The following is an 11,859-nucleotide window of genomic DNA, read 5'->3' on the forward strand; positions in this document are numbered from 1 at the left end:
GACTATCCCATGCGCGTTGCGGCCCGCGCATCTCGGTAATGCTCGGCGACCGCGGCGAAGGCGGCCTTGGGTTCCCAGTTCATCGTGGGGTAGGCGGTGCCGGTGCGGCCGTCGAGGACCTTGACGATGCCGTAGCTGGCGAGGTCGAGGTCGTCGCGCGGGTCGCCGTCGGGGCGGTGCGGCATGTCGTAGAGGGCGAACAGGAACACGAACGCGGTGTCGATGCCCGCGTCCTCGAACAGGTCGAGCAGCTCGCGCACGTAGGTGGCCTGGCCTTCCTCGTCGCGGGTGTGGGTGGCGGTGAGGCGGACCGGGCCGGGGTTGTATTCGACGATGTCGAGGCCGTTGGCGCCGACGTCGCCCGCGCCGCGGAAGGTGGCCGCGCCGAATTCGGTGACGGCCACCGGCTTTCCCTGCGTGACGAGCGCGCGGACGCCGTCGGCGAAGCGGTCGGCGACGGCCGCGGAGCGGTACAGGTCGACCGAGATCAGGTCGAACAGCGTCCAGTCGACGCGTTCGAGGGGAATCGACGCGTAGGTGAGCCGGCCGGTGAATCGTTTCCGGACCGCCGGGACGGTCGCGTGGAAGAAGGCGTTGAGCCGTTCGCTCGCGTGGGCCACGCGCTCGGGCAGCGCGTCGGCGTCGGTGAGCGAGGCGACGCGTTCGGTGACGGTGTCACCGGGCAGGAATCCGCCGGTCATCAGGCTCAGTTCGGCGCCGATCACGAGGACGACCTCGGCGCCGCGGCGGCGCAGCAGTTCGGCGCGCTCGGCGCAGTCGAGCAGGAACGTGCGCATCTGCTCGGTGTCCTGTTCCAGCGGGTACGGCGAGAACCACACCTCGAGGCCGAGGTCGGCGGCGTGGGTCGCGGCGAGTTCGAGGCGGTCGGCGTCGCCGCCGACGATCCGGACGGCGGTGCAGTGCAGGTCGTCGCGGATGATGCGCAGTTCCGCGCGGACGACGTCGGTGTCGAAATGCGGTCGGGAGGAGAGGCCGTCGCGGAGGAACCCGGTGTCGTATGTGATGCCTGTGGCGCGCATGGGTAGTGGCCTTTCGGAACGAATCTAAGGTACGCGAAGTACCCTAACGGACGGTTCACCTGCCGGCAATGTGATCCGACTTGGGTACGATGCTCCGGAACCGAAGGAGGTCGCCCGTGGCGGAACCGGACAAACCGATGCGCCGCCGTGGCGCCGCCCTCGAGGACGCGATCCTGCGCGCGGCCGCCGACGAACTCCGCGACGGCGGGTTCGCCGGGCTGACGATGGACAAGGTGGCCCAGCGCGCGGGCACGAACAAGAACGCGATCTACCGGCGCTGGCCCAATCGGCTCGCCCTCGGCATCGCGGCCTACCGGCGCCTGGCCACCGCCGTCGAAGTGCCCGACACCGGCGACCTGCGCGCCGACGCGCTCGAACTGTTGCGGCGGGCGAATCGGCACTGGAGTTCGGCACTCGGTGCGATCATGCGCGAGCTGCTCGCCGCGGCCGGTGGCGCCGCCGAACTGCTCGCTCAGCTGCCGGAACAGTCCGTCGACGCGACCGCGGCCACCTGGCTGACGGTGCTCGGACGGGCCGTGGCGCGCGGCGAGGCGGCGCCGGAATGCCTGCGGCCCCGGGTGGCGACCGTGGCGATCGTGCTGTTGCGCAACGAGTTCGTCCTGCGCGGCGTGCCGACCGCGCCCGACGACGTGCTCGTCGAGATCGTCGACGAGGTGTTCCTGCCACTGGTGCGCCGCAGCGGGGCGGGGTCCTCAGTCGGGCAGTAGCGGCACCGACACGCCCTCGCCCTTCTTCAGCAGCGCCGCCCTGGTGACGGCGGCCGACCCGAAGCGGCGGCGCAGGTCGTCCAGCGTCGCGTCGAGGGTGTTCTCGGCGCGGGGCTCGAGCGGGAGCGTCAGCTGCACGGTGTCGGCGTCGTCGAGGTTGGTCAGCGACAGGCCGATCAGGGTGATGCCGCGTTCGTCGATCATCGGCTGGGCGGTGTCGAGCAGCTCGCGCGCGGCCCGGCGCAGCGTCGCGGTGACATCGGTCGCCTCGACGAGGGTGTGCGAGCGGGTGGCCCGGGTGAAATCGTCGAAGCGTAGCCGCAGGATGACCGTGCGGCAGACCCGGTCGGCGGCGCGTAGCCTGCGGCCGAGGCGGTCGGTGAGTCCGTCGAGGTAGGCGGCGATCTCGTCGGGTTCGCGCCGTCTGCGGCCGAGCGCGCGCTGGGCGCCGATCGAACGGCGCCGCCGGCCGGTCTCGACCCGGCGCGGGTCACGCGCCCAGGACAGGGCGAACAGGTGCCGGGCCGCGCCGGGCCCGAGGATGGCCCGCAGGTGGGGTTCGCCGAGCTCGGCGAGCTGGCCGACCCGGGTGATGCCGTGGGTGTGCAGGGTGGCCGCGGTGACCGCGCCCACGCCCCACAGGCGCTCGACCGGCAGCGGGTGCAGGAAATCGAGTTCGCCGCCGGGCTCGACGAGCCGCAGCCCGTCGGGTTTGGCGACCGCGGAGGCCACCTTGGCCAGGAACTTGGTGCGGGCGATACCGACCGAGATCGGCAGGCCCACTTGGGTACTGACCTCGGTGCGCAGGGTGCGCGCGATGTCGATCGGTTCGCCGCGGATGCGGCGCAGGCCGCCGACGTCGAGGAAGGCCTCGTCGATGGAGATCCCCTCCACGACGGGCGTGGTGTCGTGGAAGATCGCGAACACCGCCCTGCTCGCTTCGGCGTAGGCCGCCATGCGCGGCGGCACGACCACCGCGTGCGGGCACAACCGCAGCGCCTGTCCGGCGTTCATCGGGGTGCGGATGCCGAAGGCCTTGGCTTCGTAGCTGGCGGCCAGTACCACCCCGCCGCCGACGATCACCGGCTTGCCACGCAGCCACGGCTGGTCGCGCTGCTCCACCGAGGCGTAGAAGGAATCCAGATCGGCGTGCAGGATCGACGCCTCGGCGCGGGTCTGGATGCGCGGGCGACGCGCTGCGACGGAATCGGACACGAACATATGTTCGCATCGGGGTCCGACAGAAAAGATTGCTCCGCGATTGCGGCGGATCGTCTTCCCCTGGCCCCAGCGGGCGCTGTCGGTGGGCTCTGCTGTGATGGACGGCGTCCCTACGGTGAAAGAGGTTGCTGCCCATGATGAGTGTCGGGTGGGATCAGGTGTTCGCGTGGCGGCTGGCCCGCCAGTTCCTCACCGATCCGGCGGCCGGCTCGGCCACCGAGATCGCCGAGCGCTCGGCCGGGATCCAGGCGCAGGTGGCCTCGGCGGCCGATATCGCGGTGGCCGTGCGCAGCCGGGTCGCGCGCCCGAACGCGGTGACCGAGGCACTGGCCGCGGGCACCCTGGTGAAGACCTGGGCCATGCGCGGCACGCTGCACGCTATGCCGCCCGCGCAAGCCGCGGCCGCACTCGCGCTCATCGGCTCGGCACGGACGTGGGAGAAACCCGCGTGGCGCAAGACCTTCGGCGCCACTCCCGACGAGGTGGCCGCCCTCGTCGAGGCGGTGTCGGGCATCCTCGCCGACCAGGTGCTGACCCGCGCCGAACTCGTGGAGGCGGTGCTGGCCCAACCGGGTTTCGCTCACCTCGCCGACCAGCTGCGCTCCGGCTGGGGCGCGGTGCTCAAACCGCTGGCCTGGCAGGGCGCGCTGTGTCACGGCCCGATGCGCGGCACCAACGTCACCTTCACCACCCCCGGGCACCTGATCCCCGGCTGGACCGGGATCCCCGAGCCGAACAGCGCGGCGCCCACGCTGATCAAGGCCTACCTCGGCGCGTACGGTCCGGCGACACCGGAGGCGTTCGACACCTGGCTCAGCCGCAACAATCTGCGCAAGACCGTGGTGCGCGGGTGGTTCGCCGAGCTGGGGGCGGAGCTGACCCAGGTCGATGTCGAGGGCAGGACCGGCTGGATTCCGGCCGAGTTCGCCGACGACCTCGCCGCGGCCGGCCTCGACGGCGCGATCCATCTGCTCGGCCCGTTCGACCAGTACGTCCTCGGTCCCGGCACCGGTGACACCGCGCTGCTGCCTGCCGAGCATCGGGCGAAGGTGAGCAGGACCGCGGGCTGGATCTCGCCACTGGTCGTGGTCGACGGGCGCATCGCCGGGACCTGGGAACGGGCCGAGGACGCGATCGTGCTCGCGCTCTTCGACGGCGCCGCGGTGCCGAAGCGGGCGCTCGCCGCGGCCGTGGACCGGCTGGGTGCCGCGCTCGGCGAGACCGCGCTGACCGTCCGAAACGCCTGACACCAAACCAAGCACTTGTTAGGCTCGCGCGATGATCCCCACGATCGTCTGGGGCACCGGCAATGTCGGCCGAGCGGCCATCCGTGCCGTGGCCGCCCACCCGGCGCTGGAACTCACGGGGGTGCTCGTGCACAACCCCGACAAGATCGGCCGTGACGCGGGCACACTCGCCGGTCTCGACACCGAACTGGGCGTGGCCGCGTCCGCCGACATCGACGCCGTGCTCGCCACCGCGCCGCTCGCTGTCGTCTACGCGGCCTCCGGTGACATCCGTCCCGATGACGCGCTCGCCGACATCGTGCGCGCCCTGCGCGCGGGCGCGGTCGTCGTCACCCCCGCCCTGTATCCGCTCTACGATCCGGTCGGCGCCCCCGCCGAACTGCGCGAGCCGGTACTGGCCGCGATCGACGAGGGCGGTGGTTCGCTGTTCGTCTCCGGCGTCGATCCCGGCTGGGGCAACGATGTGCTGCCGCTGTTGATGAGCGGCCTGTCGAGCACCCTGGATGCGGTGCGCTGCCAGGAGATCTTCGACTACTCCACCTACGACCAACCCGATTCGGTGCGCTATCTGGTCGGCATGGGACAGCCGATGGACTATCAGCCGCCGATGCTGTTGCCGTCGGTGCCGACCATGGTGTGGGGCGGGCAGATCCGGCTCATGGCCAGGGCGCTGGGCGTGGAACTCGACGAGATCCGCGAGACCTTGGACCGGCGTGCACTCGATGCGACCGTGCAGACCGCGCAGATGGGCGAGTTCGCGGCGGGCACCCAGGGCGCGGTGCGGTTCGAGGTGCAGGGCATCATCGAGGGTGAGCCGCGCATCGTCATCGAACACGTCACCCGCATCCACCCGAGCTGCGCGCCGGACTGGCCGACGCCGCCGGACGGCGTCGGCGCGCACCGGGTGATCATCGAGGGCACTCCGCGCATCGAGGTGAGCGTGGAGGCCTCCGACGAAGGCGGCAACCGGTCGGCGGGCGGAAACGCCACGGCCGTGGGCCGATTGGTCAACGCCATCGACTGGCTGGTCGAGGCCGAACCCGGCCTCTACGACGCGCTCGATGTGCCGCTGCGGGCCGCGGTCGGCAAACTCGGAAGGAAGACCCCATGATCATCGACATTCCCGAGGGCAAGGACCCGATCGGCTACGTGTGGGGCGAGATGGTGCCCGGCATCGGTGTCGCCGCCGCCGCGTTCTCGCTGTCGGTCTACGAGCATTCGACCCTGGGTCTGCGCGAGTTCGAGGCCGCGCGGCTGCGGATCGCGCAGATCAACGGGTGCCTGTTCTGTCAGGACTGGCGCACCGAACGCGACGGGCAGAAGGTGGAGGCCGAGTTCGCCGAGGCGGTGACGAACTGGCGAACCACCGACCGCTTCGACGAGCGCGCCCGGCTCGCCGCCGAGTACGCCGAACGCTACGCCACCGACCATCACAACCTCGACGACGCGTTCTGGGCCAAGATGTTCGAGCACTACACCCAGGCCGAGGTGGTCGAACTCAGCATGAGCATCGGTTCGTGGCTGGCATTCGGCAGGCTCAACCGCGTGCTCGGACTGGACACCGTCTGCGTCCTGCCGGGGCACTGACGGGCGTAGGCTGCGGGCCGTGGTGGACTCTTCGGTACAGCAGCTGATCGATACCGTCGCGTGGGTCCTGATCGAGGACGGGCGCATCCTGTGCGGGCGCCCGCGCGGCAAGGACGTGTACTTCGTTCCCGGCGGCAAACGCGAGGGCGCCGAGACCGACCTGCAGACGCTCGTGCGTGAGGTCGCCGAGGAGCTGACGGTCGAGCTCGACGCCGCCACCGCCGTACACGTGGGCACCTACGAGGCGGCGGTGGCCGACGGCCACGCCACCGTGGTCCGGATGGCCTGCTACACCGCCGAATACCGGGGCGTGCTCACCGCGAGCAGCGAGATCGACGCGCTGGCCTGGTTCGGATACCGGGACCGTGATCTCGTACCCCCTGTCGACCAGTTGCTCTTCGACGATCTAGCCGCGGCGGGCTCGTTACGGTGACCGGCGGCGGCCTCGCGCGGACGGTCGCGTACGCGCTGCTGGCGCTGCCGCTGGCCTTCGCGCCGGCGCGGACCCGGTTGCGGGTGCCGCGGCGGCTGTTGCGCGAGCCCGTGGCCGCGCGGTGGATCGGTACCGGCCGCTGCGTGGCGCACTCGGTGCTGTCGGCCGGTCCGGGCGTCGTGGCCTGGTTCCTGCTGATGCTGACCGTGCTCGGGCTGGTGCGCGGGCTGCTGTATCCGTTGGTCGCGGCGAACGATTACGAGAATTCCTGGGGCGGACCGACGTTGGCGGGCGCGTGGGCGGTGCACGCGGCGGTGAGCCTGGTGGTGGCGCCGCTGTTCGTCGGTGTGGTCGCCGGGCTCGGTCGCGTCCAGTTGCGGGTGACGCGGGCCGTCTTCGGTGGCGACGGTCCCTGGTGGGTGCTGCCGGCCGCCGTGGTCCTCACCGCGGCGGGCGCGCTGTTGTTCGTGTCGTGGCTGCAGCAGATCTGAGCGCGGTTCAGGACCTGGCGAGGAAGAACTCGCGGATGTCGCCGGCCAGCAGGTCGGGCACCTCCATCGCGGCGAAGTGCCCGCCACGGTCGAATTCCGACCAGTGCCGGATGTCGTAGAGCCGTTCGGCCAGCGGGCGCACCGACTGGGTGATGTCGCGTGGGAACACCGCCACACCGAGCGGGACCGGGCAGCCCGTGGCGCCACGCGGGGTGTCGCGATGCAGCCGAGCCGAGGACGCCGCGGTGGCGGTGAACCAGTAGAGCGAGACGTCGGTGAGCACGCGATCGTCGTCGACGGGGGTGCGCGGGTCGGTCCACTGCGCGAATCGTTCGGCGATCCAGGCCAATTGGCCGACGGGGGAGTCGGTGAGGGCGTAGCCGAGGGTCTGCGGGGTGGTGGCCTGCAGCGCTTGGTAGGGCGGACGGTTGGCCATCAGGTGGCGCACGGTGTCGAGCCGGGCGAGGTCGGTCGGTGACAGGTCGAGGTCGGCGTCGGGGTCCGGGCGGGTCGGCAGGTAGTTGACGTGCACGCCGACCACATGGTCGGGCGCGTGGGCGCCGAGCGCGATCGAGATGCCCGCGCCGAAGTCGCCGCCCTGGGCGCCGTAGCGGTCGTAGCCGAGGCAGCGCATCAGTTCGGCCCAGGCGCGGGCGACGCGCTCGGCGTCCCAGCCGCGTTCGTGGGTGGGCCCGGAGAAGCCGTAGCCGGGGATGGACGGGATCACCAGGTGGAACTCGCGCGACAGCGGCGCGATGACGTCGAGGAACTCCAGGAACGAGCCGGGCCAGCCGTGGGTGAGGATCAGGGCCCGCGCGTGCGGGTCGGCGGCGCGGACGTGGACGAAATGGATGCTCTGCCCGTCGATCTCGGTGATGAAGTGCGGCAGTTCGTTGAGTCGGGCCTCGTGGGCGCGCCAGTCGTACCCGTCGCGCCAGTGCTCGGCGAGTTGCCGCAGCCGGGCCAGGGGGAAGCCGTAGTCCCAGCCGGCGTCGGTGACTTCGTTGGGCCAGCGGGTGCGGGCGAGGCGGTCGCGCAGGTCGTCCAGGTCGGCCTGGGGGATGTGGACGCGGAACGGTTCGATCATGGTTTCGTCTCCGGGCGGAAGATTGATATTGGTGAGCCAAACGTTTGTGCAGCCAACGTTATCAGCAGATCGTTGGCCCGTCCAACGATTGCGGTAGACTCCGGTCATGACGAAGCCCTCCGCGTCGACACAGCCCAGCTGGGAGACCCTGCCCAGCTGGCTGCTCACCCAGACCGCCCACCACGCCCATCGCCTCGTCAGCGACGGCTTCGCGGCCGTCGGCGGCCGCGGCTACCACTACCGGGTGCTGGCGACGCTGGCCGAATTCGGCCCCGCCAGTCAGGCCGGCGTCGGCCGCCGCAGCGGTATCCACGTCAGCGATCTCGTCGCCACCATCAACGAACTCGCCGAACGGGATCTGGTCGAACGCGCTCCCGACCCCGTCGACCGGCGCCGCAACGTCATCTCCCTGACCACCGCGGGCCGGCGTCAGCTACGCCGCCTCGAACAGCGACTCGCCGCCGCCCAGGACGAGCTCCTGGCGCCGCTCGCACCGGCCGACCGCGCACGGCTGACCAGCCTGCTGTCGACACTGCTGGCCCACCACGACCAGCTCACCGACGGCGGCCAGGACGCGCGGCGATGAGCTGTCGACGCGCCGTGTACGGCGTGGGAGCGGCGGGTCGGGCTGTGAAGTACCCCAACGTGTGCGCGATATCGCGGTGAGTCCGCTAGCCTGCCGGGTGTCCGTTCCCCGAACGAAGGTGATCTCAAAGTGACTTCCGTGGTCGATGCCCCTGATATCGCGTCGAAGGTAGGGCATTACTACCGGGTCGACGACGTCTACGAGGTCGGCCGGGAGAAGGTCCGCGAATACGCCAGGGCGGTGCAGGATTTCCACCCCGCGCACTGGGACGAGGACGCCGCGACCGCACTCGGCTACCGCGGGCTCGTCGCCCCGCTGACGTTCACCTCCATCCCGGCGATGGCGGCCAACCGCGCGCTGTTCGAGTCCGTGGTCACCGGCTACGACATGTTCGTGCAGACCGAGCAGGTCTTCGAGCAGCACAAGCCGATCGTGGCCGGTGACCGGCTCGTGGTCGACGTGGAACTGTCCTCGGTGCGCCGGATCGCGGGCAAGGACCTGATCACCGTCACCAACACCTTCGCCGACGAGTCCGGCGAGACCGTGCACGTCATGCACACGACCGTCGTCGGCATCACCGGTGACGGCGTCGACCCCGCGATCACCGCCGCCGTGGAGAACGTGATGGTGCACGGGGTCAAGGTGTTCGGCAACGGCGACGCCGCCACCGAGCAGACGGAGACGCCGCTGCGTCCCGAGGGCGAACTCCGCCTCTCCGCCGAGGGCGTCACCCGGGAACCGGGGACGACGCTGTCGTTCGAGGAGCTGACCGTCGGCGCCGAGCTGCCGATCCGCGCGGCGCGGCTCTCGCGCGGCGATCTGGTGAACTACGCGGGCGTCTCCGGCGACGGCAACCCGATCCACTGGGACGCCGCCATCGCCGAGCTGGCCGGGCTGCCCGACGTGATCGCGCACGGCATGCTCACCATGGGGCTGGGCGCCGGTTTCGTCTCGGCGTGGTCGGGCGATCCGGGCGCGGTGACCCGCTACGGCGTGCGCCTGTCGAACATGGTCATCGTCGACAAGCAGGCCGGCGGCGAGATCGAGTACACCGGCCGGGTCAAGTCGATCGATCCCGAGACCCGCTCGGCCGTGATCGCGATCGTCGCCAAGTCGGGTGGTCGCAAGATCTTCGGCCTGGCGACCACCACGCTGCGGTTCCGCTGATCAGTGCGGCGCGGCCACCGCGGCCGCGCTGTGCTCGGTGGGCGTGGCCCCGACGGGTCCCACGCGCACCCAGGTGCTGTTGACCGCCGCCGCCCCCGACAGCGGGTCGGCGCGGTCGGGATCGTGCAGCAGATTCACGTTCACGCCCGGATGCGCGGCGGCCACCTGCCAGCCGACGCCTGCGCCGCGGTGGCCCCACCCGTGCGGGATGGCGACCACCCCGGCGCGGATGTCGTCGCTGATCTCCACGGGCGCCACGATCGCGCCGACGGCCGACTCCACCGACGCCGGATCGCCGTCGGCCAGGCCGCGTTCGGCGGCGTCGGCCGGGTGCATGAGGACGGTGCACCGGTCGCGGCCCTTCACCATCGTCTCGATGTTGTGCAGCCAGGAGTTGTTGCTGCGCAGGTGACGTCGGCCGATGAGCTGCAGGTCGTAGCCGGGGTCCTCGATGGCGTCGGTGTCGTCGAGGACGGCGCGCACCGCGCTCAGGAAGTCCGGCGGCGTCAGGTTCACCTTGCGGTCCTTCGTGCCGATCAGCTCGCGCAGGCGGGGCACCAGCGGGCCGAGGTCGACCCCGCCGGTTCTGGCGCGAAGACGGTTGACGGTCAACCCTTTCCGGCCCTTGCGCAGCACGCCGTAGGGCCCTGCCGCGATGGCCGCCGCGGTCAGGCGCAGCGGGCTGAGCTGGTCGAACAGGCCGGTGAGGGCGCGGCCGGTGAAGCGGCGCGCGGGCAGCGGGGTCAGTTCGGTGATCAGGCGGGCCAGGATCTGCCAGTCCTCGAGGCCGTCGGCGGGCGGGGCGAACACGGCGGCGTCGAAGCGGGCGTTGTTGCGCACGCTGAAGACGGGGAACAGCAGGTTGAGGTCCTCGCGTTCGAGCGGGGAGACCGGCGGCAGGATGATGTCGGCGTGCCGGGTGGTCTCGGTGACGTACATGTCGACCGCGACGTAGAAGTCGAGGGATTCCAGGGCGTCGTCGAGACGTCCGCGCTGTGGGGTGGACAGCACCGGGTTGCCGGCGTAGGTGATCATGGCCCGGATCCGGTCGGGTCCCTCGGTGAGGATGTCCTCGGCCAGCGCGGACACCGGCAGTTCACCGCGGAAGGACTTCCTGGTGCCGGATCGGTCGGTCCAGGCGCCGTGGCCCATGGGCAGGTATTTGCCGTAGCGGGCGGCGTCGACGGGCGGGGTCGCGAACATCTGTCCGCCCGCTCGGTCGAGGTTGCCGGTGACGGCGTTGATCGTGTTCACCAGCCAGTGCGTGAGGGTTCCGGTGACCTGCAGGCACACCCCGATCCGCGCGTAGAGCACGGCTGACCGCGCGGCGGCGTGTTCGCGGGCCAGGGTGCGGATGGTGTCGGCGTCGACCCCGGCGTGCGGGGCCATCCGTTCCGGGGTGGTCGCCTCGACCAGGCGCACCAACTCGTCGAAGCCCGAGCACTGCTCGCCCACGGCCCGTGGGTCGCACAGGTCTTCACCGATCAGCACGTGCAGCATGCCGAGCAGCAGGAACACGTCGCCGCCGGGCCGGACCGCCACGTGCTGGTCGGCCAGGCGCGCGGTCTCGGTGCGGCGCGGGTCGATGACGACGACGGTGCCGCCGCGCCGACGGACCTCGCTGATGCGGGTGCGCGCGCCGGGCATGGTGGTGATCGAGCCGTTGGAGACCGCGGGGTTGGCGCCCAGGATCACCAGCCGGTCGGTGCGGTCGATATCGGTGACCGGCATGAGGACGTTGGCGCCGAACATGCGCCAGGCGACGAATTCCTGCGGGAACTGGTCGATCGAGGAGGCGGTGAAGAAGTTGCGCGTGAGCAGCGCCATGCGCAGGGCCACGGCGTAGAGCACCGAGGAACTGTGCGCGGCCGGATTGCCCATGTACATGCCGATGGCGCTGGGGCCGTGCGCGTGCCGGACCGCGCGCAGGCGCTGGCCGATCTCGCGGAACGCCTCGTCCCAGCCGATCGGTGCGAAGGTGTCACCGACCCGGCGGACCGGGGTGCGCAATCGGTCCGGATCGTGGTGCAGACCGCCCATGGCCGTGGCTTTCGGGCAGATGTAGCCCTTGGACAGCACGTCCTCGGGATTGCCTTCGATCCGGGTGACCCGCTCACCGTCGACCGTCACCAGAATCCCGCAGTGCGCCTCGCACAGTGTGCACTGCCGGGCGATCGTCTTCGTGTCCACGCTGACCCCATCCTTCGCCGAACCGCTCGATCCACGCTAGCGCGGCCGACCCGTCCGGGAGATCCGTCCACGGTCGGAGATT

Annotated in this window: 12 protein-coding genes; 8 read left to right on the top strand and 4 right to left on the bottom strand. The window is 71.1% G+C overall.

Annotated elements, in window-relative coordinates; all coding sequences use genetic code 11:
- Positions 1-2 precede the first annotated feature (2 nt).
- Positions 3-1,040 carry a hypothetical protein gene (locus tag DFR69_RS24250; protein ID WP_110039932.1) on the bottom strand — a complete coding sequence of 346 codons (1,038 nt, stop codon included), beginning with the start codon at positions 1,038-1,040 and terminating at the stop codon, positions 3-5.
- 116 nt (positions 1,041-1,156) lie between these two features.
- Between DFR69_RS24250 and DFR69_RS24255 the strand changes: the two genes are divergently transcribed.
- Complete coding sequence (locus tag DFR69_RS24255; protein ID WP_244198434.1) at positions 1,157-1,768, top strand: TetR/AcrR family transcriptional regulator; 612 nt, start codon at positions 1,157-1,159, stop codon at positions 1,766-1,768.
- On the opposite strand, the gene dinB is transcribed toward DFR69_RS24255, so the two are convergent.
- Positions 1,754-2,989 (bottom strand): DNA polymerase IV, encoded by a 1,236-nt coding sequence (gene dinB, locus DFR69_RS24260; RefSeq protein ID WP_110039934.1) that lies wholly within the window; start codon positions 2,987-2,989, stop codon positions 1,754-1,756. The two genes, DFR69_RS24255 and dinB, sit on opposite strands and share 15 nt — an antisense overlap.
- 134 nt (positions 2,990-3,123) lie before the next feature.
- Between dinB and DFR69_RS24265 the strand changes: the two genes are divergently transcribed.
- The 5 genes from DFR69_RS24265 to DFR69_RS24285 are packed head-to-tail and all read left to right on the top strand — an operon-like array spanning position 3,124 to position 6,747.
- Entirely contained in the window at positions 3,124-4,236 is a 1,113-nt protein-coding gene (locus tag DFR69_RS24265; protein ID WP_110039935.1) for a winged helix DNA-binding domain-containing protein, read from the top strand.
- A 31-nt stretch (positions 4,237-4,267) separates the two neighbouring features.
- Positions 4,268-5,347 carry an NAD(P)H-dependent amine dehydrogenase family protein gene (locus DFR69_RS24270; protein ID WP_110039936.1) on the top strand — a complete coding sequence of 360 codons (1,080 nt, stop codon included), beginning with the start codon at positions 4,268-4,270 and terminating at the stop codon, positions 5,345-5,347.
- The gene (locus DFR69_RS24275) at positions 5,344-5,823 is read left to right on the top strand and encodes a carboxymuconolactone decarboxylase family protein (RefSeq protein WP_110039937.1); all 480 of its coding nucleotides are present in this window, start codon (positions 5,344-5,346) and stop codon (positions 5,821-5,823) included. Before DFR69_RS24270 ends, DFR69_RS24275 begins: the two co-directional genes overlap by 4 nt.
- 19 nt (positions 5,824-5,842) lie before the next feature.
- Positions 5,843-6,256: an NUDIX hydrolase gene (locus DFR69_RS24280; RefSeq protein ID WP_110039938.1), complete on the top strand. Its 414-nt coding sequence runs from the start codon at positions 5,843-5,845 to the stop codon at positions 6,254-6,256.
- The gene (locus tag DFR69_RS24285; protein ID WP_110039939.1) at positions 6,253-6,747 is read left to right on the top strand and encodes a hypothetical protein; all 495 of its coding nucleotides are present in this window, start codon (positions 6,253-6,255) and stop codon (positions 6,745-6,747) included. The genes DFR69_RS24280 and DFR69_RS24285 overlap by 4 nt, the downstream gene beginning before the upstream one ends.
- A gap of 7 nt (positions 6,748-6,754) precedes the next feature.
- Here DFR69_RS24285 and DFR69_RS24290 read toward each other — a convergent pair whose 3' ends face one another.
- On the bottom strand, positions 6,755-7,834 hold the full coding sequence (locus DFR69_RS24290; protein ID WP_110039940.1) for an epoxide hydrolase family protein: 1,080 nt from the start codon (positions 7,832-7,834) through the stop codon (positions 6,755-6,757).
- A 106-nt stretch (positions 7,835-7,940) separates the two neighbouring features.
- On the opposite strand from DFR69_RS24290, the gene DFR69_RS24295 reads away from it, so the two are divergent.
- A complete protein-coding gene (locus DFR69_RS24295) occupies positions 7,941-8,420 on the top strand; it encodes a MarR family winged helix-turn-helix transcriptional regulator (protein WP_110039941.1) in 480 nt (159 codons plus the stop codon).
- Between the two features lie 129 nt (positions 8,421-8,549).
- Positions 8,550-9,587 (top strand): fused (3R)-hydroxyacyl-ACP dehydratase subunits HadA/HadB, encoded by a 1,038-nt coding sequence (locus DFR69_RS24300; protein WP_110039942.1) that lies wholly within the window; start codon positions 8,550-8,552, stop codon positions 9,585-9,587.
- On the opposite strand, the gene DFR69_RS24305 is transcribed toward DFR69_RS24300, so the two are convergent.
- Positions 9,588-11,777 (bottom strand): molybdopterin-dependent oxidoreductase, encoded by a 2,190-nt coding sequence (locus DFR69_RS24305; RefSeq protein ID WP_110039943.1) that lies wholly within the window; start codon positions 11,775-11,777, stop codon positions 9,588-9,590.
- Positions 11,778-11,859: the final 82 nt, after the last annotated feature.

It is taken from the genome of Nocardia neocaledoniensis, from assembly GCF_003182135.1.
Classification (GTDB): Bacteria; Actinomycetota; Actinomycetes; order Mycobacteriales; family Mycobacteriaceae; genus Nocardia; species Nocardia neocaledoniensis.